The 26,821-nt window shown below is 57.4% G+C and carries 23 protein-coding genes, 1 tRNA gene and 1 pseudogene; 15 read left to right on the forward strand and 10 right to left on the reverse strand.

What is annotated here, in order from left to right; all coding sequences use genetic code 11:
- Positions 1-10: 10 nt before the first annotated feature.
- From AC1DNW_RS31270 to AC1DNW_RS31280, 3 genes are read right to left on the reverse strand one after another with little or no spacing between them, the layout of a single operon-like run.
- Positions 11-1,894 (reverse strand): glycosyltransferase family 2 protein, encoded by a 1,884-nt coding sequence (locus tag AC1DNW_RS31270; RefSeq protein ID WP_477855360.1) that lies wholly within the window; start codon positions 1,892-1,894, stop codon positions 11-13.
- Positions 1,891-2,874: a UDP-glucose 4-epimerase GalE gene (galE, locus tag AC1DNW_RS31275; protein WP_113307148.1), complete on the reverse strand. Its 984-nt coding sequence runs from the start codon at positions 2,872-2,874 to the stop codon at positions 1,891-1,893. Before galE ends, AC1DNW_RS31270 begins: the two co-directional genes overlap by 4 nt.
- A 1-nt stretch (position 2,875) precedes the next feature.
- On the reverse strand, positions 2,876-3,898 hold the full coding sequence (locus AC1DNW_RS31280) for a UDP-glucuronic acid decarboxylase family protein (protein ID WP_113307147.1): 1,023 nt from the start codon (positions 3,896-3,898) through the stop codon (positions 2,876-2,878).
- Between the two features lie 541 nt (positions 3,899-4,439).
- On the opposite strand from AC1DNW_RS31280, the gene AC1DNW_RS31285 reads away from it, so the two are divergent.
- The gene (locus AC1DNW_RS31285; RefSeq protein ID WP_477855361.1) at positions 4,440-4,697 is read left to right on the forward strand and encodes a hypothetical protein; all 258 of its coding nucleotides are present in this window, start codon (positions 4,440-4,442) and stop codon (positions 4,695-4,697) included.
- A 4-nt stretch (positions 4,698-4,701) separates the two neighbouring features.
- Here AC1DNW_RS31285 and AC1DNW_RS31290 read toward each other — a convergent pair whose 3' ends face one another.
- Positions 4,702-5,484 (reverse strand): response regulator transcription factor, encoded by a 783-nt coding sequence (locus AC1DNW_RS31290; protein ID WP_113298043.1) that lies wholly within the window; start codon positions 5,482-5,484, stop codon positions 4,702-4,704.
- 873 nt (positions 5,485-6,357) lie between these two features.
- Between AC1DNW_RS31290 and AC1DNW_RS31295 the strand changes: the two genes are divergently transcribed.
- From AC1DNW_RS31295 to AC1DNW_RS31320, 6 genes are all read left to right on the forward strand, one after another.
- A complete protein-coding gene (locus AC1DNW_RS31295; RefSeq protein ID WP_113307145.1) occupies positions 6,358-7,368 on the forward strand; it encodes an MSCRAMM family protein in 1,011 nt (336 codons plus the stop codon).
- Positions 7,369-7,505: 137 nt separating this feature from the next.
- Positions 7,506-9,572, forward strand: coding sequence for a hypothetical protein (locus AC1DNW_RS31300; RefSeq protein ID WP_113507270.1), 2,067 nt, complete (start codon positions 7,506-7,508; stop codon positions 9,570-9,572).
- Between the two features lie 25 nt (positions 9,573-9,597).
- Positions 9,598-11,964: a type I secretion system permease/ATPase gene (locus AC1DNW_RS31305; protein ID WP_477855362.1), complete on the forward strand. Its 2,367-nt coding sequence runs from the start codon at positions 9,598-9,600 to the stop codon at positions 11,962-11,964.
- A 5-nt stretch (positions 11,965-11,969) separates the two neighbouring features.
- The gene (locus AC1DNW_RS31310) at positions 11,970-13,319 is read left to right on the forward strand and encodes an HlyD family type I secretion periplasmic adaptor subunit (protein WP_477855363.1); all 1,350 of its coding nucleotides are present in this window, start codon (positions 11,970-11,972) and stop codon (positions 13,317-13,319) included.
- A 79-nt stretch (positions 13,320-13,398) separates the two neighbouring features.
- Positions 13,399-13,887 carry a hypothetical protein gene (locus AC1DNW_RS31315; protein ID WP_113298038.1) on the forward strand — a complete coding sequence of 163 codons (489 nt, stop codon included), beginning with the start codon at positions 13,399-13,401 and terminating at the stop codon, positions 13,885-13,887.
- Positions 13,888-14,022: 135 nt separating this feature from the next.
- Positions 14,023-15,669, forward strand: coding sequence for a GNAT family N-acetyltransferase (locus tag AC1DNW_RS31320; RefSeq protein WP_113311406.1), 1,647 nt, complete (start codon positions 14,023-14,025; stop codon positions 15,667-15,669).
- A 64-nt stretch (positions 15,670-15,733) separates the two neighbouring features.
- Here AC1DNW_RS31320 and AC1DNW_RS31325 read toward each other — a convergent pair whose 3' ends face one another.
- From AC1DNW_RS31325 to AC1DNW_RS31345, 5 genes are all read right to left on the reverse strand, one after another.
- The gene (locus AC1DNW_RS31325) at positions 15,734-16,510 is read right to left on the reverse strand and encodes an anti-sigma factor family protein (protein WP_113311407.1); all 777 of its coding nucleotides are present in this window, start codon (positions 16,508-16,510) and stop codon (positions 15,734-15,736) included.
- Positions 16,507-17,034 carry an RNA polymerase sigma factor gene (locus tag AC1DNW_RS31330; RefSeq protein WP_477855364.1) on the reverse strand — a complete coding sequence of 176 codons (528 nt, stop codon included), beginning with the start codon at positions 17,032-17,034 and terminating at the stop codon, positions 16,507-16,509. The genes AC1DNW_RS31325 and AC1DNW_RS31330 overlap by 4 nt, the downstream gene beginning before the upstream one ends.
- Positions 17,035-17,096: 62 nt before the next feature.
- Complete coding sequence (locus tag AC1DNW_RS31335) at positions 17,097-18,554, reverse strand: YncE family protein (protein ID WP_113311409.1); 1,458 nt, start codon at positions 18,552-18,554, stop codon at positions 17,097-17,099.
- 12 nt (positions 18,555-18,566) lie between these two features.
- The gene (locus tag AC1DNW_RS31340; protein ID WP_113311410.1) at positions 18,567-19,052 is read right to left on the reverse strand and encodes a DUF305 domain-containing protein; all 486 of its coding nucleotides are present in this window, start codon (positions 19,050-19,052) and stop codon (positions 18,567-18,569) included.
- A 184-nt stretch (positions 19,053-19,236) separates the two neighbouring features.
- A complete protein-coding gene (locus tag AC1DNW_RS31345; RefSeq protein ID WP_113311411.1) occupies positions 19,237-19,440 on the reverse strand; it encodes a hypothetical protein in 204 nt (67 codons plus the stop codon).
- 336 nt (positions 19,441-19,776) lie between these two features.
- Between AC1DNW_RS31345 and AC1DNW_RS31350 the strand changes: the two genes are divergently transcribed.
- The 8 genes and pseudogenes from AC1DNW_RS31350 (at position 19,777) to AC1DNW_RS31385 (ending at position 26,381) form a co-directional block, all read left to right on the forward strand.
- Positions 19,777-20,937 (forward strand): HlyD family secretion protein, encoded by a 1,161-nt coding sequence (locus AC1DNW_RS31350; RefSeq protein ID WP_113311416.1) that lies wholly within the window; start codon positions 19,777-19,779, stop codon positions 20,935-20,937.
- On the forward strand, positions 20,930-22,501 hold the full coding sequence (locus tag AC1DNW_RS31355; RefSeq protein ID WP_113311412.1) for an MFS transporter: 1,572 nt from the start codon (positions 20,930-20,932) through the stop codon (positions 22,499-22,501). Before AC1DNW_RS31350 ends, AC1DNW_RS31355 begins: the two co-directional genes overlap by 8 nt.
- A gap of 79 nt (positions 22,502-22,580) precedes the next feature.
- Positions 22,581-23,522: an aldo/keto reductase gene (locus AC1DNW_RS31360; protein WP_113311413.1), complete on the forward strand. Its 942-nt coding sequence runs from the start codon at positions 22,581-22,583 to the stop codon at positions 23,520-23,522.
- A gap of 112 nt (positions 23,523-23,634) precedes the next feature.
- The gene (locus AC1DNW_RS31365; RefSeq protein ID WP_477855365.1) at positions 23,635-24,192 is read left to right on the forward strand and encodes a TetR/AcrR family transcriptional regulator; all 558 of its coding nucleotides are present in this window, start codon (positions 23,635-23,637) and stop codon (positions 24,190-24,192) included.
- 136 nt (positions 24,193-24,328) lie between these two features.
- Positions 24,329-24,880, forward strand: a complete 552-nt coding sequence (mug, locus tag AC1DNW_RS31370; protein ID WP_113298029.1) for a G/U mismatch-specific DNA glycosylase — start codon at positions 24,329-24,331, stop codon at positions 24,878-24,880.
- A 71-nt stretch (positions 24,881-24,951) separates the two neighbouring features.
- Positions 24,952-25,335, forward strand: a pseudogene (locus AC1DNW_RS31375) (nuclear transport factor 2 family protein).
- Complete coding sequence (locus AC1DNW_RS31380) at positions 25,328-25,561, forward strand: hypothetical protein (RefSeq protein ID WP_162748618.1); 234 nt, start codon at positions 25,328-25,330, stop codon at positions 25,559-25,561. Before AC1DNW_RS31375 ends, AC1DNW_RS31380 begins: the two are co-directional and overlap by 8 nt.
- Before the next feature lie 196 nt (positions 25,562-25,757).
- On the forward strand, positions 25,758-26,381 hold the full coding sequence (locus AC1DNW_RS31385) for a DUF1684 domain-containing protein (protein WP_113311415.1): 624 nt from the start codon (positions 25,758-25,760) through the stop codon (positions 26,379-26,381).
- A gap of 327 nt (positions 26,382-26,708) precedes the next feature.
- Here the strand turns inward: AC1DNW_RS31385 and AC1DNW_RS31390 are convergent.
- A tRNA-Met gene (locus AC1DNW_RS31390) sits at positions 26,709-26,785 on the reverse strand.
- Positions 26,786-26,821: the final 36 nt, after the last annotated feature.

The following is a 26,821-nucleotide window of genomic DNA, read 5'->3' on the forward strand; positions in this document are numbered from 1 at the left end:
TTTACCCTCCTCACGCATTTCTGCTCTCCCAAATACCCCTTCCCGTGCGGTCGGCTTCGGCAAGGCCGTGCCATTTGAGACGGAATTTCACGATCCTGGTTTTGCCGCCGCCAAGCCCCGCACCCGCCACGGCAAATTGTGACTGGGTGAAGGTAACGAAGGGCTGGCCGTGCGAAAGCGCTTCAAGGGCGTTCAGCCCATGATTGCCAAGCTGTGCGCCGCCGACAAGGCAGGCAACGAGACCACCGGCGGCGGCAAGCCTGAGCCCCTGCGACTGCGGCAAGAGCGGCTGGTTGTTCTCGATGGCGTGGCGGGCGACAATCAGAATTGCGAGCGACACGTAGATCAGCAGATTGATCGCCGCGAAGATCTGGAAGCCCCGTGCCCTGTCGCCGTCGACGGCAAAAGCCATGGCGGCAGCGCAGATGCCTGTCAGCGCGATGTAAGGTGCGATGATGCGCGCCGGTAGTTTGCATTGTCCCTGATCACCCTTCGGGGTGATGCGGAAATCCACGAAGGAGCCGCTCATATGATCGCGCGCGGCAGCGAGGCTACCGGCAAGCGACCAGGGCCAGCGCAGGAGGACGAAGACCACCCCTTCCCAGCCGAAGAGTTTCGCATCGTATGGCCGGAATGTGCCTGACGCGCGCCAGAATATGGCGAATGCCGTCAGCAAGGTCGAAAGCGGCAACGAATGCAGCAGAAATTCCGGGTAGGTGACATTGACGAAGACATGACCCGTGAGCAGAGCTGCGACCGGCAGCAGGAACATCGCGGCCATGAAGGTCGAAAAGAGCGGATACCAGAGTTGCGAAAACACAAACTGGAACTTCAGCTTCAACGGCAGGCGGGCGACATGCCTGCGGGAATATTTCAGAAAAATAGTGACCAGGCTGCGCGACCACTGGAACTCCTGAACCACCAGATCGGTAAAGGTCGCCGGCCCGTCGCCATGGGCAATAGCATTGACCGCATGGACCCCGCGCCAGCCGCCGGCATTCATCATCAGCGTGGTCGAATGGTCTTCCGCAAGTTCGGGGCCGAGCCCACCGATCTCTCGCAGGGCAGCCGTGCGGACGGCATAATGGGAACCGATGCAGAGCGGCGCCCAACCATTGTTATAACCTGCCTGCAGCGAACCATGCAGGCTTGCTTCGGCGTAAAGCCTGCCGCGGGCAGCCCAGCTTTCCGCCGCGTTGGCATCGCAAATGCTAGGTGCGGAGACATAGCCGACTTCGGGATCGCAAAAGGGCCGCAGGACTTCGCGAAGATAGGTCGGCGTCGGCACATGATCGGCATCGAACTGGGCGACGAAATCATAGCGCTCATAGCCGAAGCGATCATAAAAATAGGCAAGATTGCCTTCCTTGCAGCGCGTGCGGCGCGGCCAGATGGGGCGATGATATTCGTTCACGCCCTTGCGGGTGGAGATCATGACGCCATGCTGCCCGCACCACCTCTTGGTCTCCTCGGAAGGGTCTTCGTCGGCGAGCCAGATATCGAATTCGACGCCCTTCTGATCGAGCATCGCAACAAGCGTCTTGCGCAGGACGGAGAAAGGTTCTGATGGAGCCTTGGTGACCACCATGGCGACGCGGCCCTTCGGCAGGTCGCCGGACGATTTGACCTGCCTTGCATCCAGGAAGATCAGGATGAAATAGGCCGGTATCAGGGTGACCCAGGCAAGGATGAGGGTGACGAGCAGGAATGCCGGCCATGAAACGATATGAGTGGGCTGAGCCCACCAGAGCCAGAAATAACCGAGCGCCGCCAGCCAGAAAACTATGCCAATACCATAGGCAGCTCGATTCCAGCCGGTAAAGACGGGCTCGAACATCCCGGATTTGGAGGCTGAAGACTGATGCGTACGGTCGATTCCGGCTCTGGTGCTCATGCGATCACCTCCAGTCCGAAAGTCGGGCCGGCCGTGCGGATGATCGTATCGATATCCGAAAGCGCCGGCATGAAGTCCAGTTCCAGGCGAGCCCTTTTCGTATCGGCGAAAAGCGCAGGCGGATCGCCGGCGCGGCGCGGCTGACAACGGACCGGCACCCTGTGGCCTGTCTTTCGTTTGACGGCATTGAGAATCTCGCCGATCGATGTGCCGCGGCCGGAGCCGAGATTGACGCTCAAGGAGTCGCCGTCAACCAGGAGATGGCGAACGGCAGCAAGATGCGCCGCGGCGAGATCGCTGACATGGATGTAATCCCTGACGCAGGTGCCGTCTTCGGTCTCATAGTCGGTGCCGAAAATATCGAGGCTGTCGATACGGCCGCTGGCGGCAAGAAGGGCGCGCGGGATCAGATGGGTTTCAGGATAGTGCCGCTCGGCAAGCTGACCCTCCGGATCGGCGCCGGCAGCGTTGAAGTAACGAAGCGCGGCGAAGCGAATGCCATAGGCGGCCGCATAATCCTCCAGAGCCATCTCAAAGATCAGCTTGGTCCGACCATAGGGATTGACCGGGTGTTGCGGCGTTTTCTCGCCGATCGGCAGCATCTCCGGGATGCCGTAGGTCGCGCAGCTGCTGGAAAAGACGATTCTGTCGATATTGCAATCGAGGCAGGCGTCCAACAGCGACAAGCTGCCGACGACATTGTTGCGATAATAGAGGCTTGGCTTTTCGACGGATTCACCGACATAGGCATTGCCACCGCAATGGATGACACAATCCGGCGAATACTCCGCCATGACCTGCCGCAGCCTTGCGCCATCGGCGATATCCGCCCGGATCAGCGGCCCCCACCGGACACAATCGATGTGTCCGGTTGAAAAATTGTCGTAGGTGACCGGAACCATGCCGGCGCGCGCAAGCGCCTTGCAAATGTGGCTGCCGATGAAGCCGGCGCCACCTGTAACCAGGATGTAGCGGGGCATCTCATACGGCCTCCGCCACTTCCTTGCGGGTCAGCAGTGCATCGAAATAGGCTATCGTGCGCTTMAGCCCGGTCTTCAGCTCCGTCGTCGGCCACCAGTTCAGCTCTTCCCTGGCTCGGGAAATATCCGGCCGACGCTGCTGCGGATCATCCGCGACGGCCGGCAGGTAAATGATGCGCGAGTGTGAATTGGTCAGATCGAGAACGATTTCGGCAAGATCCCGCACGGTGATCTCCGCCGGGTTGCCAAGATTGATCGGGCCGACGCAGCTCGGATCGGTATCGGCGAAACGCAGAAAACCATCGACGAGATCGTCGACATAGCAGAAGGAACGGGTCTGCCGACCATCACCATAAATCGTTATGTCGGTGTTGGAGAGCGCCTGGACGATGAAGTTGGACACGACCCGTCCGTCATCCGGGCGCATTCGCGGGCCGTAGGTATTGAAGATCCGGCCAACCTTGATATCGACGCCATACTTTCGGTGATAATCGAAGAACAGGGTTTCGGCAGACCGCTTGCCCTCGTCGTAGCAGCCGCGCGGGCCGATCGGGTTGACGTTGCCGAAATAGGTTTCGCGCTGCGGACTCTGATGCGGATCCCCGTAGACTTCCGAGGTCGAGGACTGGACGACCGTTGCACCGCCGCGGCGTGCCGCATCCAGCGTATTGACGGCTCCAAGCACGTTGGTCAGCAAGGTGCCGACGGGATCGCGCTGATAATCCGGCGGCGATGCCGGCGAAGCGAAGTTGAAGATGACGGAAGCTTCGACATCGTAGGGCTGGCGAACATCATGTTCCAGAAGCCGGAAACGGGAATGCCGCAGCAGAGGCTCGATATTGGCGCGGCGGCCCGTGTAGAAATTGTCGAGACAGATGACCTGATGGCCGCGCTCGAGAAGCCGCGTGCAAAGGTGGGAACCCAGAAAACCAGCGCCTCCGTTGACCAGCACGGTTTTTGACCGCTGTCGTGGCGATGAGGGTACAGATTCTGAATGGCCTTCGGTGGGAATGAAACTACGCACTACAAACTCCTTCCCATGTCGTGGGGTCTTTAGACCCTTCTATACTTTCAGCTCTCCCTCATCCGCTTCGATAGCCTCAACATAAAGTAGCATCGATGGAATAACAAACTTGGTTATTCTTCGGACAATTGTATAAGCGTCTAAAACGATAAGAGAATATTATTGAAGGTCAACTTCAAAACACGGGCGCAATTCTAAATAGCTACAGTATTAAATGCCCGAATTCGCTTGATTAATCCCTCTTAAGGATTAAGGTATTTAGAGCGCCGTGCGTTCATTCGGACGCACAAAGAACGCTCCAACTCGTTKAATCTACGCATCGGGCCTTCCGAAAAATCGATTCCGATTTTCAGGTCGATGCGGTCGCTTTCCGTCCGGCCGCTCCAGCTTCAATCAATGAAGCTAATATAAGGAGTGGCCAGACACTGGGTGTGCAGGGGCGCGTCGCTACTGCCCTGATGATAGAGGGGGTCCTTCAATGAAGGCTCGTGATCGCATGCATGGCAGAGCGACATGCAGTTTCAGCTCTCTGGCTTTGGCTGTGACCATTGTTTTCTCGGCCGTCGGACCGCTGTCATGTGCGGTCGTCGACACGGCGATCGTAGGAAGCACGGAGAAGAATGTCGTGGTGGCAAGTGTGCCACATGCCGCGAAGGACTTCGCCTATGCTGCCGGAGCGAAGACCGCCCCGACTAGTGTCGGCGCCGCGGTCTATCCCGGCTCTGCCCCTTACATCTGCTCGCCGAGCGGTTTCGGCCAGAAATCGCGCTGCTTTGCCCGCTCGTCCCGGATGGATTGATGACCTAGTGCGGCCACTTGCCGGAGAGATCGCCGTTGTCCGAAGTATCGTTGAAGAAACGTGAGGCCGCTTCCGTGCGATTTCTCACATTCATCTTCTTATAGATATTGCGAACATGGACCTTCACCGTGTTTTCGGACAGGTGAAGCTTGTCAGCGATGATCTTGTTCTGGGTGCCCTTGCAGATGAGGTCGAGAATCTGCACCTCGCGCGTGGTCAGAGTCGCCATGCTGTTGCGGCGAAGCTTCAGCGCATTGGCGCGCGCCGCGTCGACCGACTTCGTCTGGTACAGCGAGGGCTCGAGCTGTGCCGTCGCCCGGTTGGACAAACGACCGAGAAGCGCGGATGGAAAATGCTCCCCGCCCTTCATCAGCAGATCGATCGCCGCCATGAAGACATCCAGACGCAGATTGAGCGGCAGGACGCCATCGATGACGCGCGCCTCGACGAGGCGACTGATATAGGGCTCCATCATGTCGATAGCTTCGACGACGAGGCCTATCGATGCATCCGGACGGTTTTCACGAACGGTCTGCATCGCATCATGCAACTCGGCGCCGGCGACATGATAGAACAGGACAAGCCGCATGTCGTGAATATCCTTCTCGGATATGGACTGCGCGCTCGGTACGCTTACAACATCGAAATTCGGGAATTTCTTCGCCAGTGCCTCAACCATGCACTCGGAGAACAAGTCCGCCTTGGCGATTACCAGGACTGTTTCTCCATTCGGACCCAGTCTTCTTGCCTGATCCGAATCTCCTACTTCCGACCCAACCATGAACATATACGCCTCCCCTAGCGCTACACTATACTCAAACACGGAGCTTCTACTCCCATTGGCGCGATGGCGGGTATTACATGCCGACGAACATTGCCCCTAGGCATGTGGCCGCCTTATCTTTTAGGCATTTCTTAATTATGGTAATATGGATTTCAAAGGAAAGAAATGGCCCAAATGGGTTAGTTGTCGCGAAGTTATATTTATTTTTTGCCACTTTATGGTTGCATTTCGGACAAGAAACATACTGGTGGGCGGTATTTCAACTAGATCACGGTATAAAGCACCATGTATTAGTTCGAGACATACGAAAGCAAAGCGGTAAAGGGCAGACGATATTTCAAAATAAGACGGAGAACCTTTCGGGCTTAACTTCGCGATACCGCAATCAGTCGAATCCGGCGGATTCCGAGGTATGGGACGCCGTCCCGAATTCATACACAGGTTTCCGGGCCTGCCGCCCGGCACAGGCTTAACCAGAGTATTGAACCGGCTTTCAACTACCTTAGCCCGAATTGATATCTATCGGGACCCACTTTTTTCCATCAGTCTGTGATGGTCGCCAAAGCGGCGACGTGAAAACCGAGTATCGGCATGTGTTTTTGATACTTGGTCTTCTTTCGAGGGAACTCAAAAAGAAGTTCGACTGCCTTGCTCGCGCTCATATCGAGTCCGGGACCGGATTTGTGCGTCTTTGTACTGCATAGGCACAATCCCAATACAGAATTTGGCCAACAAATCACTATGAAGCTGCAGGTGAAAAGGTACCGAGTCCATCTGCCGATATTAACGCATTGGAGCAAGCGCGAGCAAAGATCCCATTTGAGATGAGAGGGACTTCGAAAGCTGCTCCAGTTTTTTTTCTGGAGGAAAACTGAAATGCCTTATGATCCCAAGCCCGGTCCACAGGGCTCCGACGACGACACCGTTAAGGTGGGTGCCTTGGCCGACGGCCTTTCCAGCGCTATCAACTCGACCGAAATCGATGACGATTCTACGGGTTACGTCGGCGGCATCGCCAACGGCGACAATCGCAACAACACCGACAACAGCACAGATGTTGATGTCAAGGCCAACGTCGATGTCGATGTGAAGACTGACAACGGCGACAACCGCGACAACGAATACGACTGGAGCTACAAGTCGGACGACGATACCAATATCAAGACCACCAATATCAACGACAACGATACGACAACAACCACGAAGTCGGACTACGACTGGAGCTACGATTCMAAATCCTACAGCGACGACGACACCAAGACGATCAACGATAACGACACGACCACAACCACGAAAACGGATATCGACACCGACATCAAGACGGTTAGCGATAACGACACAAGGACGGAATCGACCAGCAACAGCCACAACACCAGCGACAGCTTCAACAAGACGGACACGGATTTCGCCGTCATTGACGATGTCAAGGACTTCGGAAACCTCGGCGTTGCCGGTCATGACCTCACCTTCGACATCGGGGACGACTTCTCCTTCACTCTCGATATCGACAACATCCTCAACGGTTCGCTGGCCGGCGGAGGCGCCGACTCAGTCTTCAACACTGTCCAGGCGAACCATCTGGCGGACCAGGATCACGCCTGGAACGTTGCGCAGAACAACAACGATGCTCAGAACCACTTGAATGCAAACGCTGGCACCGCCCATGGTGCTGACGGCGTCGATATGGACGGCAAAGGCTGGGACCTCAAGGCAGGCGACGACGTCGCAGGTACATCGACGGCAGATGCTTCCGCAATTCTCGCCAACTCGGGCTTCCATCTGGAGCTCGTTCAGGGCGCGAACATGCTCAGCAATGCTGTGGACTCCAGTGTCATCGGCGGCAACTCGCACGTCTCCGATGTCGGCGAAGATACCAGCGGACACTAACCTCCAAGACCAAGAAAGGGCTGCACCGGCTTCGGTCGGTGCAGTTTGAATGCTTGCGTGCGAATTGACGAACAGCGCGGCCCCCGCAGAAGGATGCCGCATGGCCGGTTGTCTTTTCGAAGGGGAGGGCCAAGGCAATGCAAATTGAGAAATTCTCGGAAATCATCGCCCATTTCGTCGGCATATTCGAAACGACGACCGAAGAGATGAGGCTGCGCGCGGAGCTGGCGGAGGGTAGAGGCCCTGCCGAAAATAATCCGGCGCTTGACGATCTGGTCGCCAACACGCCCACTTTCGCCTCCGATCTCGCGCTCCAGGACTACGATCCTGATGTCAACTACAGAAGCGTCAGCTATGAGATCGTTTATGGCGGCGCCCGCCGGTTCGGCCGCCCCTTTGAGGAAAGCATCGAAAAGCTCTCCGAGATCGCCCACCGCGACGTATCGCTGCCCCGGTTCGGCAGCCCACAAGACATCGACATCGGTATCGAAACCGAAGAAGAGCTGCAGGTTTTCGACGGGCCCGGCTCGGCAATCCGCTTCACCACACAGGTCAACGTTCTCTACGACGACGATTACCTCGATATGACCGGTGGCAATCACGCCCCGCGCGATACGAGTTTCGTCGTCGAAAAACTGACGGAATTCAGCGCCGAGGCCGAGATTTTCTCTCCGTTTGCCAACTTGCAGCGGACGGACACGCTCGAGGGCGTCAAGCAGATCGCCGGGGATATGGAAACCTATATCCAGGAGATAAAGGATTCCGGCCAGACATCGCTCGGAACGGACGAACCGCCGGCAGACAATCCAAATGATCAGGTCCATGATTTCGTGCTGACCGGTGACGAGATCACCGCCGGACCCTATATAAACGGCAAGCTCGCTTCCGAAATTCCTGTTCTCGACGACCTGCTGCCGGACCGGGGCCTAGCCAAGTTGGCTGAGGAACCCGACGAAACCCAGACATCCGTCGAACAGCATGACCCGGCTGGAAGCAGCCTGGAGGTCACCGCGGGCGCAAACCTCGTCGCCAACATTGCTTCCGTCGTCAATACCGCTGTGATCTCTTCCGTGACGGCTGTCATGGGTGACTATCACCAAGTCGATGCGATCACGCAGGTCTATGTCTACAGCGACAATGACAGCATCTCCTCGGTATTCCATTCCTCAGCTGATGCAGCCGAAAACGCGGGCGTCACCGCCTACAACATTGCAAGCTTCGAACGGGACAGTTTCCAGTCGACGCAACCGCAGACGACGGTCGATGCACATGGCGACCCGATCTTTCCGATGGCCTGGCGTGTCAGCGTCATCGAGGGCGATGTTTCCTTCGTGAACTGGATCGAGCAGTATCATTTCGTGACCGACAACGACACCATGACCGTGATGACGAGCGGGTCGGAAACGACGGTGCTGACGGGCGGCAATACGACGCTGAATTTCTCATCCTACTTCCAGATGGGCCTGCAGTACGACCTGGTGATCGTTGGCGGAAATGTTTACGATATCAATAGTATAACGCAGATTTCACTTCTTTACGACAATGACTGGGCCCGCGCCGAGGATGGTGTCGACGATAGTGCCGCCATCCAGTCCGGCAATAATCTCATCTGGAATCTCGCGGCGATCCACAATGTCGGCGCCAATGACCGGTTCGAGGCCATGCCTGACTATATGTCCCAGGCAGAGAAGGGGATCCAGGAGCGCGATCCGACAATGCCCGAGGGCTTGTCTACCGATTCCAATTTCCAAGGCTATGTCGGCCTGAATGTTCTCTACATCACCGGCAATCTCTTCGACATGACGATCATCAAGCAGGTCGCGGTGCTCGGAGATTCCGATGACGTGACCCTGGCTGCAGCCGCGATTCTGAAGAACAACCCGGACGCTGTGGTCACGATTGATACGGGCAGCAATACCGTCGCCAATATCGCTGAGATCGTCGATTACGACAGCTTCGGCAACACCACCTACGTTGCCGGTCAGCTCTATTCCGACGCCATTCTCATCCAGGGCGGCATCATAGACCATGATGTCAGCCAGCCCGAGACGGCAGGCGAAAGACTTGCCAATGAAGTCATCGCCTTTCTCGACGACGATAGCCTCCAAGGCGGGGACAGCGGCGATGGCGTCATCAACGGCGGGCATGACCTTTCATGGTCCTCCGCTCACCCCTCAGATGTAATGCAAGCCGTGGTCGCGTGACCTGCGTATATTGGGAGAGACCGCGATGAACCAAATCTCAAAACAGATTTTTGCCAATGGCAGCGCACTCGATCTGCGTGGTGACAAACCATCCCCGACCGCCGCAAATCCTCAGGATTTTCTGACGCAGGCCTGCGTTTCGGCGATCGACGATGCGGTGGACCATCTTCGCCAACTGACGCGCAAGGCGCCTTCCTATCCCCACGAAGTCGAGGCTGTCGAGGCTGTCGAGGCTGTCGAGGCTGTCGAGGCTGTCGAGGCTGTCGAGGCTGTCGAGGCTGTCGAGGCTGTCGAGGCTGTCGAGGCTGTCGAGGCTGTCGCTGAAGAGAAAGTGGATGACGTGCAAACCGTAATGCCGACCGAACGATCTGAAAGGCAGCTTTCCGGCCACGACCTGCCCGTCGTCGATGCTATAGAGCCGAAAACAAAGCCGCAGCCGGCTGAAGAACTTTGGGCGACGCCCAATATCGAGGCGCGGCGGGCACCCGATGAAATCAACGAACTCAAGGCCAAGCCGGATATTCCTTTCGCCAAGACGATCGACGGCGACACCGGGCCGGTGAAAGATAATGAGCGCCGCCTGCGTGCAGGCGGCGGTGGTGGGGGCGGCAAGGAACCGGATTTCGGTGGCGGCGGCGGTGGTGGCGGCGGAAACAACGGCTTCCACAAGCGCAGCGAGCCGGTGAATTTCGCTTTGAGCCTTGCGAGAGGCGTCGCGGTCATCAGGCGCAACCTCGCAATCGTGATGGTCTTCACAATCGCGATCAATGTGCTCCTGCTGGCGATCCCGCTCTACCTCTTCCAGATTTCCGACCGCGTCCTGACCAGCCGCTCCATCGACACGCTGGTAATGCTTTCCATCGTGGTGGTCGGCGCCGTCCTCTTGCAGGCCTTCATGGATTCCATCCGTCGCTTCATCCTGATGCGGACTGCCGTGGAACTGGAAGTCCAGCTGGGTGCACCCATCCTCAGTGCCGCCGCTCGCGCCTCGCTGCATGGAAGCGGCAAGGATTACCAGATTCTGCAGGACCTACAGTCTCTCCGCAGCTTTTTGACTTCAGGAACGCTGATTGCTTTCCTCGACGCGCCGCTGATGCCGCTGTTCGTGGTCGTGGTCTATCTGGTGCATCCGCATCTCGGCATCATCATCATGGTCTGCTGCGCGGTGCTGTTTCTGATCGCCTTCCTGAACCAGAAGTTCACGGCCAAACAGTTCGCCGAATCCAACAGCTATCTCAGCCGCGCGAATTTCCATCTCGATTCCATGTCGCGCAATTCGCAGATCATCAACGCACTCGCGATGATCCCCGAGGCGGTGAAGATGTGGGGTCGGGAAACCGCCGGCTCGCTGAAATCCCACGTCCAGGCGCAAGACCGCAATATCATCTTCACCGGCGTTTCCAAGGCCTGCCGCATGATCACCCAGGTCGGGCTTCTCGGCTGGGGCGCACATCTGTCGCTGTCTGGAGAATTGACGGGCGGCATGGTCATCGCAGCCTCGATCATTTCCGGCCGCGCGCTGGCGCCGATCGAAGGAGCAATCGAAGGCTGGCATCAATTCAACCGATCGGCTGCTGCCTATGGCCGCATCAAGAACCTGCTTCTCACCTCGCCGCTCAACTTCCCGCGCCTGCGCCTTCCCAATCCGGAAGGCAGGCTCGATGTGGAACGGCTCCTCTTCGTTCCGCCGCCGCAGAAGAAGGTGATCCTGAACGGCATTTCCTTCTCGCTGAAGAAAGGTGAATCGCTGGCGATCATCGGCAATTCCGGTTCCGGCAAGACGACACTTGGCAAAATGCTGGTGGGCTCCATCCTGCCAACCTCCGGCAATGTGCGCCTCGACCTCATGGATCTGCGCAACTGGGACCAGCGGCAGTTCGGCGAAAGCATCGGCTATCTGCCCCAGGACGTGCAGCTCTTCCCGGGAACGATCAAGGCCAATATCTGCCGCATGCGCGATGACATCGAAGACCGGCAGATCTATGAGGCCGCCGTTCTTGCCGACGTGCATGAGCTGATCGCTGGCTTCCCACAGGGCTATGAGACCGTTGTCGCGTCCGATGGCTCGCCGCTTTCGGGCGGCCAGAAGCAGCGCATCGCGCTCGCACGCGCCTTCTTCGGCGATCCCAAATTCGTCGTGCTCGACGAGCCCAACTCCAACCTCGACACGCAAGGTGAAGCCGCTCTCGCAAAAGCGCTGATCCACGCCAAGAAACAGGGCATCACGACAGTTACGATCACGCAACGCCCCGCCCTTCTACAGTGCGTAGACAAGATCATGGTGCTCAAGGACGGCACGGTCGCCATGTTCGGCGAGCGAATGGAAGTCTTGCAGGCAATATCAAAGGGCAATGGCCGAGCTGGCCAACAGTCACCGCGTATCGAAGGATGAAGGCCATGGAAAAGAAGAAGCAGGAATCCACCGGCCCGGTGCAGCTCGAATGGTATGGCGACGTGCCGCGCTCCATCCGTTTGCACAGCTTTGTCGGCCTGACTGTCCTTTTCTGCTCGTTCGGCGGTTTCGGATACTGGGGGGCAACCGCGCCGCTTGCCTCCGCCATCATCGCCCAGGGCAGCTTCGTGGCAACCGGCAACAACAAGGTCGTCCAGCACCTTGAAGGCGGCATCATCAAGGAAATGCTCGTCAGCGAAGGCGAGAGCGTCAAGGAGGGCGACGTCCTGGTCACTCTCGATCAAACAGCCGCCTTGACCAACGAGCGAATGCTGACGCTGAGGCGGCTGCGCCTGGAGGCAGTCGTCKGACGCCTCAGGGCCGAAGCACAGGGATCGCGCGAGTTCAAGCTTCCCGACATCGTCATGGCAGAGGCGAGCGACCCCGACATCAACGCCATCATCCAGAGCCAGAACGTCGTCTTCCACAGCAAGCAGGTCAAGCTCGAGGAGCAGCTCAACCTCATCGAGAAGAACATCAAATCGCTGGAATACCGCTTCGAAGGTTACAAGGGCCAGCGCGAGTCCTTCGAACGGCAACTGGCACTGCTTACGGATGAGCGAGATTCCAAGGCACGGCTGGTCAAAGTCGGCTACATGCGCAGGACCGACCTTCTGGCCATCGAGCGCGCCATTGCCGACGCGATGGGCGATATTTCACGACTGAACGGCGAACTGAACGAGAGCGAGGCGGAAATAGCCAAGTTCCGCCAGGAAGCTGTCATCGCCGTCAATTCCAACAAGCAGGCAGCGCTCGATGCACTGGAAACCGCCGAATCCGACCTCGACAGCGTACGTCAACAGATGCACGAAGCTGCCGGCGTTCTGGAGCGCACAGTCATCCGTTCGCCGGTGACAGGTACCGTTGTGCGCTCCTACTATCACACCGCCGGCGGCGTCATCACCACCGGAAAACCGATCATGGAAATCCTGCCGGCCCATGTGCCGCTGATCCTGGAGGCGCAGGTATTGCGTACCTCCATCGATCAGCTTCATGAGGGGCAGACGGCGGCAATCCGCCTGACCGCCCTCAACAGGCGCACCACGCCGGTTCTGGAAGGGAAGGTCTTCTATGTTTCGGCCGATTCCATCGAGGAAAATTCCGGCTTGTCCGTGAAGGACGTGTACATCGTACGCGTACAGATCCCGGACTCGGAAATTGCCCGCGTTCACAACTTCCATCCGGTTCCCGGCATGCCTGCTGAAGTGCTGATCCAGAGTTCGGAGCGCACCTTCTTCGAGTATCTGAGCAAGCCGATCGCCGACAGCATGTCGCGTGCGTTCAAGGAGCGCTGAGCGCAGGAAATCGCGACGCGCTGACGGAATGATCTGATATAGTCCATGTATCGTTAGCGTTGAAGCGGAGGAGTCCAGCATGCCGGCCATGTCTGATGTCTTATTGAGTGTTGGCCGGTTAAACTATGTCTGGACGAATACGGAAAGCCTGCTGATCTATATTATCGCCCATCTTCTCAAGGTGGAGAAGGAGGCGGCGATCGTGGTCTTCCTGACGCTTAATACGACGCGCGCGCGCATAGATCTCGTCGAGCGTCTCGCAAAGCTCACTTCGACGCCTGCTGCGGACCGCAAGGCGGTTCTCTCGGCCATGTCGCGCCTGAAGAAGGAATCGAAGATGCGCAACAAATACAATCACTGCATCTATTCCTTCGACGAAAAGGGCGAGATCTCCAGCACGCAGCTCATGCGGCTTGTCGAGGACGACAAGGAAATCCGCTACGGCAAGATCGAACAGATGGATGACCGGGAAATGGAGCTTCTGGATAAATCGATCGGCGAGATCGTCAATATCAGCAAGGCGCTCTGGGCTTTCATMCATGCGAGCCCGCGGATTGTGGCACTCTAGCATTGCAGGCCGAAAGCGCGGCTGCGGACTAATCCCATTTCGCGCCGATGAATCACCCGGACGGTTTATTTGAAGATCGATATTCCCCATTAGACTGAAATATCCCGAATTGCGTACGGAGTATTGGGAGGGGGCATGCGCATCGATATCATTGATACCGTAGCCGGCTACGAGGCCGTTCGCGACAACTGGGATCAGGTCTATCGGGACGATCCGGATGCCCAACATTTCCTCTCCTGGACATGGCTTAGAGACTTTCTTGGGCATCGCGGCCGTTGGTTCGTCCTGGCGCTGCGCGAGCGGCAGCCGGATGCTCCCTATGTCGCCTTTTTGCCGCTGAGATTGCTCACGAAACTCGATGAGCAGAGCGGGCTTTTCTACGATGAAATCGTCATGGGCGGAAATTATTCGGCCGACTATACCGGCCTCATCGTCATGCCCGGCTACGAACAAAAAGCTATCGACGGCTTTGCCGCCTACCTCAAACAGCAGAACTGGACGCATCTCCGGCTGGAGCATTTCAGCGGGCCACCGGAACGGCGCGAGAAGATGATCCTTGCACTCCAGGGGCCGCTCGTCATGTTCCGTGACAACGTCCCAACTGGCCATGATAATATCGACAATACGATCTGCCCGGTGGTCATTCTGCCTGCAAGTTGGGACGACTATCTGGAGCGGAAGATGAGCAGCCAGACGCGCCAGAAGCTGCGCCGCTTCCTGCGCAAGCTCGACGGCGACGAAGGCTACCGGATCACGATGGCAACGCCCGAGACCATTGACCGCGACCTCACCATTCTCTTTGATTTCTGGCGCATGCGATGGACGGAGCGCAAAGGACCGGAACGGACGGAGCGGCTCATCAATTCTACCCGCGAAATGCTGATGGACTGCTTCAGGAACGGCACACTGGACGTTCCGGTCTTCTGGTTCGGCGAGCAGCCGCTCGGCGCGCTCGCCAATATCATCGACCGCCCGAAAAAGACGATCCTTTTCTATATCACCGGTCGTGACGAGAACTGGAAAACGCCGTCTCCCGGTCTCGTGCTCCATGGATATTGCATCCGCCGTGCGATCGAAGGCGGCTTCCGATTCTATGATTTCCTGCGCGGAAACGAACCTTACAAATATGTCTTCGGCGCTGACGAGCGACGGATCAGCTATACGCTCTTCAGGACCCGCGATGGGCGCAATCTCGGCGGCGTTCTGCATCCGCGCAGCGTCAACTATGTCTACGAGCAAGCACTCGAAATGTATCGAAAGGGGGAGAAGGGAAAAGCCGAGATCGTCTTCGCCCAGGTTCTGCAATCCTCGCCGGGCCATGTCGGTGCCGAATTTGGCCTTGCCAACCTGCTCTTCGATCGGGGAAAGCTGACCGAAGCCCTTGCCGCCTATCAGTCGCTGCTGGAGCGCACGGCCGAGCCACTGCCGATTGCGCTTCGCCTTGGAGATACGCAACTGGCGCTGAAACTCTATGAGGATGCAGCCGTAACCTTCCGTCGCATCGGCGAGCAGGCGCCCCATGTGGTGCAGGCCCGCTACAAGGAAGGCATCGCCCTCATCGCAACACGCCGCCTTACGCAAGCCGAGACGGTCCTTGCAGCGATCCAGGATATCCATACMGACGATCCGGCTACTATTCCCTATACCGAGCTTGCTTCCGTGGCGCTTGAGCGTCTACGCCAGCATAATGCGGCATTGGCTGCCGATGAACAGATCCCTCAAGGCATGATGGGGTTGCCTGGAAGGCGCGGCGGCGAGAAACGCCGTCCCCGCATGCACTAAATATGCATGTTGTTACCGCAAGACCCTGCACACTTTGCGCAACATGCTTTCGGCATGACAGAGTTCAGACGCCGGTTTCGGTCTGGTGCCTGATATCATCGGCGAGAGGATGCAAGGTATCGGCCGGCAGGACGCCGACCAGGCTGTAACCCATGCCGCCGGACGCCCAGCTCCAGCCCTCAACATTGCCCTGCGCATGCGGCGCCATGGGTTTGTTCTGATCGGCGAGCATTGGCCGCGTCAGCATAACGAGACGCGTTCCCCGGTCATCATCATACATCAGCATCAACCCGGCGCCATGAGACGTCGCGATCATCCTGCCGCCCATCAGACGATAGCCCGACTTGGAAAGATCCGGCAGCACCGGCTTACGGCCCATTCGTTCGGTCGCCCAGTCAACAAGCTCGACCATCTTGTCGGCGCGAAGCTCGACCGGCCTCGTCCTGTCGGACGCATAAGTAGCAAAGCTGTCGGCTGCTTCATCGGCCAGCGCAACCATGCCCTCGCTCGATTGCCTGTACATGCCATGCAACATCCAGCCACCCGAACCGCCAGCAATCAGAAGAAACGCGGCGGCGGCGGCCATGCGCCAGAAGGGTAGCCGGCTTTGCTTACGCATATCCACCAGGTGGCTCAGGTTCAGTCGGCTTGGAACCGGTTCTTCCGCCACCGGGTTGAGCACGGCCCGCAGATCCAGCCGTTGCCTGCCGTAGCTGTCGATTCGCGCAGCGATTTCGGGATGGGTTTCAAGGTAGACAGCAACCTCGACTTCACGCACCTCGTCGAGGGCGCCGTCCACAAAGCCGTGAAGATCATCCTCGGTTATTGGTTTTACGCTCATTTTACTCTCCGAAGATGGGCGGATGGCCCCTGCACTGTCTGCCCCGGATTCTCCAATATCTGACGCAGCCGCTCACGCGCCMGCGACAGGCGCGACATGACGGTGCCAATCGGAATAGACAGGACTTCCGCTGCTTGCGAATAGGACAGATCCTCGACCGACACCAGCAGCAGAACGCTTCGCTGCTCCTCGGGAAGCTGCTCCAGCGCCTGAATTACATCGCGACGTATCAGATTGTCTTCCTGTGTCGGTTGCCTGGCAAAGGCGCTTTCGTCCACCTTTTCAAAGGGCAGATGTTCGCCACGGCGTGCGGTCTGTTTCAACCGGTTGACCGCCAGATTGTGAAGAATGGCGAAGACCCAGGTGCGCGGATCGTCGTTTCGGCGATGATGCCAATGGGCGATAACCCGCTCCAGGCAATCCTGGACGAGATCGTCGGCTGCCGTCGCATCCCGCAGCAGTCCACGGGCATAGCGGCGGAGTGCCGGGATCATTGGTTCGACGAGCTGCAGAATGTCACTCATGAGAGGCTTACCTTCAGAAGCTTCCGCCCGCCACCCTATCACAGCCGGCGGGCTGAACGGATTTACTTCGCTTGGATCTGGACGACGTCACCCGGCCCTTTATCCCCTGCCGCAGCGACAACGAGATAGCGGCGCTCAGCCTTCTCGCTGCTCTGGATGATTTGTCGGATGGGGCCAACCGCGTTGACGATGGCCGAGCCGGCCGGATTCGTCATGAAGGAAGCCAGAGGCTGAAGATCACCCGTACCGTCGGCCCGCGTGGAGAGCGCAAGAATGTAGGGCTTCTTTGGTTCCAGACCCGTCACGGACGCCTGCAACACCTGCGACAGGCCTTGATCGAAAAGAGAGACACTGGTTGGAGCAATGCCATCCTGCTTTGACTTGGGCGCCTGCAGGGCAAGATGCGCCACCTGGCCGGCAATACCGAGCGGCTGGAGGTTCTGCATGCCGTCGCCCTCAGGGACTGCGTCTGGGACATAGTTGACGGCCTGTGGCGCCTGGCCGATCGGTATCATGGCAATCACCTTGTTCGTCAGCGTGTCGATCACTGCGAGCGCGTCGGCGTTTTCGAGGCCTACATAGACGCGCGTGCCATCGCCTGATGGCCACACACCGTGCGGAAGATTACCGACCGGGATCGTCGCGACCTGTTCGAAATTATCCGTCCGGTAGACCTTCACCTGGTTGAGGCCACCAACGGTGATGTAGGCAAAGTCGCCATTGGTGTTGTGAACGATGTTGACGTGATTGGTGATCGGCCCGGTATCGATCGTCTTGATGAGATCAAAAGGCGCGTCAGCGTCGAAGACCTGCGTTTTGCCGATATCCTTCAGAGTGAACCAAACCTGCTTGCCATCAGGCGTCGCCGCAATGTTGGGGCAAAAGGGGCTTTCCTGCTTGATGTGGCCAACGATCTGATGATCGGCGACGGAAACGACGACGGTCTCCGGATTGAACGAGGAACAGATATAGCCGTATCTTCCATCCGGCGAGAATATCTGCATGCCCGGTCCGGCCGGCACCTTGATCTGCAGCTTCTCCCTGTAGGTATGCGCGTCGATGACCGAAATGTAATCCTCTCCGCGAACGGTGACCCAGACTTCGTTGCCATCGGGCGTAAAAAATGCCTCATGCGGCGAGCGGCCCACATAGGTGGTGTGCTTCACGGCGTTGGTCGCCGTATCGATGAACGTCACCGAATTCGAGCCGATCGAAACGACAGCCAATGTCTTGTGATCGGGCGAAAAGCCCATGCCGTGGACCAGGACCTGTCCCCGGTAGAGCGGACTCAAATTGCCCGGCTGCGGATCGCCGAGACGGATAACGCCGAGCAACTTATTGGTGGATGGATCGGTGACTGAAACCGTATTGGAGAATTGTTCGGCCGCATAGACGCGATCCCTGCCGCTGATCGGGATATCCGGATCGGAGGCCGCACTCGGCGCCTGTCCGGCAAAGCTCGCTGATGGCGCCAGCATCGTGCCGGCGAAAAGGCTGAGGGCGAGAAGGCTAGACTTCATAACGGGGTCCTTTCAATTGCCCATTTTCATGTTCGGATCCATAGCCGGCATCATCGACATGCCGGCTCCAGAAGAGAGGGAGTTCTGCGGGGAAACTTGTGTCGGTGCCGGCTCCGAAGGCGGAAGAGGATCGCCGAGAGCCAGCCGCATCGCGGCGATTTCCTGCTGCTGATCGACGATGATTTCCTGGGCTATGCGCTTAAGTTGCTCATTGCTGCCATAACGCAGATAGGTCTGCGCCATATCGATCGCGCCCTGATGGTGAGGGATCATCATCTCGACGAAATCCCTGCTGACGTCGCCTGTTGGCTTGACCGCCATGTCGTTCATCATCCTCACCATGGCTGCATCGTTTTCCGCCAGGAACGGCGTCTCGTCGGTAACCGGGGAGGTAGTGTGTTCATGCGATACTGCATCGTCCGCAAACGCGGAAACGGACAAGATCACCAAGATCGATGCCGCTAGGGGAAGGGATGTTTTTCGAGGAAAGACGTTCATGCGGGCTCCTTGTTATGCAGAGCGGTTTCATGGACGTAGACAACGGAGCTGGCGATTTATTCCGCCCAGCTACAGTTTTTCGAGGATCAGATAAATTTTGGCGTGTGGCAGGCTGCGGTAGCTCAGACGATGGCGTGGTTGCCTCCCGCGACAGTAATAAGCCCGCGATGTGGCGGCCCGAACGTCACTTGTTGAGCTTTGGTTTCTTGGGGATGGCCTGCTCGGTTAGGCTTTTAGTTTGGTCGCCGGTTTTTACGGCAGATCGATCTTTTTGCCCGCTCCTTACGTCGGTAGCGAGCATCTGTCCCGCTTCGTCGGCTTGCGCCTTGTCGGTGGGGCTTGTTTTGCCCTGCGCGAGAACGTCGAAAGGCCCGCAGGTTTTGACCATGCGGGCTTTTTGTTTGTTAGCTCGATATAGAAGATTGGTTGCGGGGCCTGATGGCATGGAGACTTGTAGATTTGGGGCCTTGAAAAGTCCTGCCTTACTGGCGCTCTGCCAGCTTCTTCCTATGCTTTGACGTGAAATTTGCGCCTGTGGGCTCCCGATTTCTCTTTGCCATCTTATCGACGGCTGGTCTGACGGGAATGACGCCCGAGCCACAAACGCTCGCGTCGTCGCCAAAAATTTCCGATCCACTTTTTACCAAACTTGACGAAACGATACGTATCGTCCATATAAAGTGCACCTACTGTTTTTTTAAGATTGAGAGCAACGGTGAAGAACATGGCCGTCTTGAATGAAAACCACCCGGGTACGCAACTCGCACGGTCCGGCAATGTGACAGCGTTAATCTCCGGCGCCCCGGAAAATACCGTGGCTCCTGTTCATTCGCCGATCAGATCGTTGATCGTACCTGGCACTGCGATCCTCATCGCACTGACTGCAATTGTTGCTGCCGGAGCAAACTGGGACTCTTGGGTCGCGAACCGGGCCGTTCAATCAACAGATGACGCCGCTATAATTGCCGACGTGTCTGCGATAAGTACTCGCGTAAGCGGCGCCGTGCAGGCGATCGCGGTTGGCGACTATGCCCACGTCAAGGCCGGAGACCTTCTGTTCTCGATTGATCGTGCGCAATATGAAATCGCATTGCTTTCATCGAAGGCCAAGCTCGCTGCGGCGCGTGCACACCTCCAAAACAATGATAGCCAACGTGCGTTTCAGCTCGCGCAAGTCGATGTTGCAGTMGCGCAGCAGCAAGCGTCTGCTGCCGACGAGGTTCAGACAAGCAAGGAGATGGAACGTCAGCTGAAACTGACTGGCGATATTCGCGCAAGTTCAATTCAGACGCTGGAGAAGGCAACTGCAGCTCATGAGCGTGCTCTCGCCAATACGAAGATGAACGGAGCGGTGGTGAACGCGCAGAGAGCCCAGCTTGATGTGCTTGCCAAGCAACGAGAAGCCTTGATTGCGGATGTCGATTTAGCCGCTGCAGAAGTGGCCGCGAACGAACTGGAGTTGGGCTATACGGAAATCCGCGCGCCCTTTGATGGAGTCGTTGCAAAACGCAATGTCCAGCTCGGCGCGTATGTCACAGCTGGAACGAGCCTGATCTCCGTCGTGCCGCTGCCGCAAGTCTACGTTCTGGCCAACTACAAGGAAAATCAACTGGCTCGGGTTCGGGAGGGGCAGGATGTCGATATATCGGTCGATATGCTGCCTGGAGAGAACCTTCACGGGACGGTCTCCAAAATCTCGCCGGCGAGCGGATCGACCTTCGCACTGCTTCCGGCGGACAATGCCACCGGGAATTTTACCAAGGTCGTTCAACGTCTGACGGTACGCATCGAACTCGATCCTCACCAGGCAAACTATGATCGCCTCCGTCCTGGCATGTCGGTCGTAACCCGGATCGCCACAGGGGAAGGAGAAAGTCATGGCTGAGAATGTCTCTTCCCGACAGGATCTTGCCCGACAGGGGTTTGTTGCGATCGCCGTGTTAATGGCATCGATTTTGACCGCTCTTGACCTTCGTATGTTCGGCATCGGGCTTGCGGATCTGCGAGGCGCATTTGGCCTGAATTCCGACGAGGGTTCCTGGCTTGGGACCTTCGCCACGGCTCCGCAGGTTCTTGTTGCTCCGTGCGTAGGGTGGATGATCGCCGTCTTCGGGGTCAGAAGGGTGTTGGTTGGACCGACTGTCGTTTACTCCACCGCATCCATTCTCATCCCCTATTGTCAGAGCTTCGAGGTTCTCATTTCGCTGCATGCGATCAGGGCCGCGATGATGGGAATGTTTGTCGGTGCGACCATGATGACGGCGTTTCGAAACCTCGATCGCAGGTACTGGATCGTAGCACTTGCGTTCTACGTCATTCGGATCCCGTTCTCGCAGAACCTCGGCCTCTACACGGCCGGGAGCTACGCTCAGAGCATAGGCTGGCAATGGATATATTGGCAGGGTGCGATCGTTGCGCCTATCATCGGCATGCTGTTCTGGTTTGGCGCAAAACCGGTCGAAATCGATCGAGCGCTTCTCAAACGGGGCGACTGGGGCGGCATGATGATCTTCGGCGTTTCACTGACGACGCTCTACTTCGGGCTCGATCAGGGGAACCGGCTGGATTGGTTTCAATCCGGCTACGTTATCGCTATGCTTGGCGCGGCCGCTTTTCTCGCCGGCGTCTTTCTGTGGCACGAGTCCCGCGTCGCAAATCCCTGGGCGCATGTTTCCGTCCTGTTGTCGAGAAACATAGCTCTCGGTTTTGTTGCCATCTTCTGTTTTATGACCGCCAGCCTCGGAAGTTCGCTGCTGAAGCCAAACTTTCTGGTGACTGTCGCGCATTTGCGCCCGGAACAGATTGGTGACTTCTCAGGCCCTTGCGCGATCCTGCTGCTTGCCGGCGCGACGGTCACGGCGGTGGCACTGGTGCGGATAGTCAAACAGCGCTTTGCATTGATAATAGGGTTTTGCTGTTTTGCTCTTTCCGCCTGGCTCGGAACGCAGTTGACCAGCCAGTGGTCTCTGCCGGAATTCAAGCTCATCGGCATTCTGCAGACATTTGGCGAAGAGATCGTCTTCCTTGCCGCCGTTGCCACCTTGCTCAGCAACGTCAATCCGGCGCGCGTCATCGCCCTCACCGCCTACGTGCAGGTCGTTCGGCTGATGTGTTCGGAGACGGTGGGAGCGATCATGGCGACTTGGATACGCCAGCGCGAGCAGTTGCACTCCTATCTCATCGGGCTCCACGTCACGAGCCCGACGCGCGGACTGGGTTCGATGTCGCTTGTGTTAGGCCACGGATCGGGATCTTCTGGCACACAGGCAAGCGATGCGAAGTTGGGCATTGGCTTGCTGGCTGGTATCGTGCAGCGAGAAGCGAACGTCCAGGCTTACATCGATGGCTTTTGGTGTACGTTTCTGGCCGCCATCCTGGGGTTGCTGGTCGTCTCGCTGATGACCAAGTCGCCAGCGCATCCGCTCACCACCCAGACTCTGTCCTCGTGACCTCAGCTACTCAGACCAGCTCGACATCGAACTGTCCAAAGTGTTTCACCGCCTCGAACTCGAAGATGGGAGATAGAAAATGACAAACTCCGACTTATTTCGCCACCGGACAATTGGCCTTTCCAACGGAGATACCGCCATTCCGGCTGTGGGATTTGGGACACTAATCCCTGATCCCGTCGCGGCAAAACAGGCCGTTCTGACGGCACTGAAGGTCGGGTTTCGGCATTTCGATTGCGCGGAAAGGTATCGCAACGAACAGGTTGTCGGAGAAGCGCTGCAGGAAGCGTTCGCCGCAGGCATTGTTCAACGAGAAGACCTCTTCATAACTACCAAGCTGTGGAACACCAATCACCGTCCGGCACGGGTGAAACCCGCCTTCGAGGCGAGCTGCCGCCGATTGCAGGTCGACTACATCGATTGCTATCTCATTCACACCCCTTTCGCCTTTCAAGCTGGCGATGACCAGGACCCGAGAGACGAGCACGGCCAGGTCATTTACGATTCCGGCGTAACGCTGATCGAGACATGGCGCGCGCTGGAAGGTCTCGTTGACAGTGGCCGCTGCAAGTCGATCGGGCTATCGGATGTGACGCTGAAAACGCTACGGGAAATCGTTGCAGTCGCACGGATCAAGCCCGCCGTCGTCCAGGTCGAATCGCACCCCTATCTGCCGGAATGGGAAATGCTGGAATTCTGCCAGGAGCATGGAGTAGTCCTGCTTGCCTTTGCGCCCCTGGGTCACAACATGGAACCCAACCTGCTGGACGATCCCGTCATCAAAGCCATCGCGGCGCGTGTCGGCAAGACACCGGCACAGGCTGCGCTGGCCTGGGCGGTGCAGCGAGGCACCGCGTTTCTGACAACTTCAAAGACGCCACATCGAATTGAAGAGAACTTTGACATCTCGGCTCTGCCTGAAGATGCAATGCGCGAGATGCGAGACGGGATCAAGACCAACATCCGCTTCAACAGCGTGGTGGAGACCGGTGTACCCGGCTTCATACCTCAAGTCCGGTAGATATCCGGTAGGCGGATATTCGCATTCCCGGTGTTGATCGACCCCCGCGAGTCAAGCTAGGCCATTCAACATGATGATAAAGCACTCTGCCCCTCAAAAGAAGCGGACCTCGGTGGGGTCTCGTCGCAGTCCGGAAGCTGAAGCCGCCGTACTGGCGGCAGCCAAGGAGCTTATTGCGGAGAAAGGCTACGCCGGGTTTTCCGTCGATGAAGTGGCACGCCGTGCCGGAGCAGGAAAAACGACGATTTATCGGTGGTACCCGACGAAAGCGGATCTGTTTCTCGCGATCTATGCGACGGAACGCTCGACTTTCGTCATGATCCCTGACACGGGAAACCTCGTCGAGGATCTGGTGCAATACACCACGAGCCTATGGCGGTTTTGGGCGTCACAGCCCGCCGGAGCCGCTTTGCGCGGCCTGATTGCCGAGGCGCAGGGTACTGCGGAGGCTTTGAGTGCCCTACGTGACCGGTTTCTGCCCGAGCGCACTGCCGATGTGAAGAAGATCATGATGGACGCGGCCTCTCGCGGCGAGATCCGTGCCGAAGAAGTCGGTGACAAGGTTTCGCTATGGGTCGGCTATAGTTGGCTTCGGCTTCTCACCCGCGAGTTGGATCGGGAGGATGGGATCTCCCCCGTGATGCGCCAGATTGCGGGCGTGCGAGCGTGATTGCTACTATAGTCATCATCGCAGCGGCATAGCCACTGTTTTGGGAAACCATGGCGGCGCAGATACGCAACTTAGTCAAAAGCAGCTTTCGGTATAGTGCAGCCGAGGGATATGCGTCAGGCTAGGAGGCCCGGGAATGCCATCCATTGCAGGTTTTGGCAAAGCTGTTTCCGTCGACGCGGCGGAAGTGATTGGACCACCAGAGATCCTCGCGCCGGGGTTATCCGTCATCTTCTGTGGGCTAAATCCCGCGCTTTCAGCTGCGCGTGACGGGCACAATTTTTCCCACCGGGGCAACCGCTTCTGGCCGGTTCTCCATCTTGCCGGTTTTACGCCACGCCAATTGGCAGCAAACGAAGAGCGGGAACTTCTGGCTTATGGCCTGGGCCTGACTTCCGCTGTGGCAAGGCCAACGAAAAGTGCAGGTGAGCTCAAAAGGCACGATTATCTCAGTGCTGCTCCCGCCCTCGAAAACAAGATAAGGACATTTGCGCCTGCTACACTCGCCTTCCTGGGAAAGGCGGCATATGCAGCGATCAATAACGACGCGTCGATCAATTGGGGCAGGCAGCCAGATCTTTTTGCTGGAGCCTCAGTCTGGGTCTTGCCAAATCCCAGCGGACTGAACAGGGCCTTCGACCTGGTACGGTTGGTGGAACACTACCGCGAACTCTGTCTCAGCCGGTGAAGCGACCATCAAGCGACAGAATGAATGGGAGCTTACCAAGACTACAAGCGCGGGCTCTCGGGAGGAGCTAGATGGAAGAACAACTCATAAAAGAAGCCCTAGAGCTGCATTGGAAAGCGTCGGACGCGGGTGACTTTGTCACCGAACACGAGATTTACGATGAAGATGCCGTGCTGGATTACCCACAATCGGGCGAGCGTATTCGTGGTCGGTCGAACATTGAATCGAGTCGGGTCGCATAACCGAACACAAAACGGTTTGCTGTTCGGCGAATCTCAGGCGCCCGCACGCTCTGGGTAACGGAATACACGCTCTTCTATGACGGCAGGCCGTCCTGCGTCCTCAGCATTATGGAGTTCCAGAAGAGGCTTGTCGTGCGCGAAACACAATACTTTTCGGACGTTTTCGAGCCCTCGCCCTCGCGCGCGCAGTTTATCGAGAGGCCGAGTGACTAAATTTCCGAACTTCCCAGGAATGGCGCATCAAGAACGGCGCTTTTTATCAAGTTTTCTCCTCGCTGCAGTACGTGACGCCCAAAGAACCAATCGGGTCACCTCGGCTCTTGGAGGCAATTGGTCATCACCAATCCCCATCAACTGGCACGCCTTGATGGGATTTGAACCCATGGCTTTGCAAGCTTTTGCGGAGGTTGTTGTTTCACCTCATACCGCGTCAGCCTGACAAATCCAAAGCCGCATGTCTCCCTGCGCAAAGGGACGGAACGGGACTTTTGGCTGTGGACTCGTCGTGTGGCGCAATAGGATCCGTCAGGAGCATGACGACGGTATCTTAAGCAGGAAATATATAGCAGTTGTACCGAAAAAATGGCCAGGATTGACCCAGGCCCCGGCAAGCCGACGACAAGAAAGGATATCAGATGACAGAAGCTGAACAACTTTGGGATTGGCGGCAGAAGATCGCCGACCTTTACTACGCGATACGTTCCAGCTCGGACGTCGTCGCTGCCTGGCACCTCTGGTGCGATACGCGGACATCTCTGTTCCTCGATCATTCTCAGTCGCCAATTGAAGTGGCAGAACGCCAAGCGTTCAAAGGGCCGACAACATTTCCGTATGACCCCTCATTGCGCCTGACGGTACGGCTTGAGCCTGTAATGCCGGAAGAGATGACAGTTGCAACTGGAGCGGATGGCGACCTGTCGATGCGTTCGTTCGCACGTACCGAGGGTCTCATGACCAGATTGGGTGGTGAATTGACGCTTTACTGGATCGAGGGGTATGGCGGTGGCGTCTTCCTGCCTTTCGTGGACGCGACTTCAGGCACCGAGACATATGGTGGTGGACGATATCTCCTCGACACAATCAAGGGAGCGGACCTGGGAGCTGTCGGCTCAGATGGAACATTGGTCCTTGATTTCAACTTCTCCTATTTTCCTTCTTGCGCTTATTCCTCGCGCTATGTGTGCCCGTTGGCACCATCAGGAAATCGATTGAGTGGCGCGGTAAGAGCTGGAGAACGGCATCCGATTTCGAAAGCGTGATCCTCTAGCCTTGCAACACCGAGTTCCCGGCAAATGCAGGAATGGTAACGCATCGCCCGCCCACATTTTACGCCTGCATTACCTCTACCGTTTCAGAGCGGGCTACGGTTCGGAGCCCTGCTTTCAAGATGCTTTCGAACAAAGAGCTTCGTTTCATGACGGATTTTTTGTCTTCAGGCATGGCTCCGATTCAGCCGCCTCCCCGCTGACGTCTTATCTCGTCGTACTGGCTGGCTGCCAAAGTTTATGCGAAGGGCGAGAAACGCAGATAGCCCCACGGATGGGGATGTTTGCGATGTCGTTGCTGTTTGTATGTGTGATGTGATTTGGTTGCGGGGGCAGGATTTGAACCTGCGGCCTTCAGGTTATGAGCCTGACGAGCTACCGGGCTGCTCCACCCCGCGTTATCCAGTCGACGCTAGCGTCGTCCGTCCAGGTTT

Source organism: Rhizobium sp. 05L429, assembly GCF_056397645.1.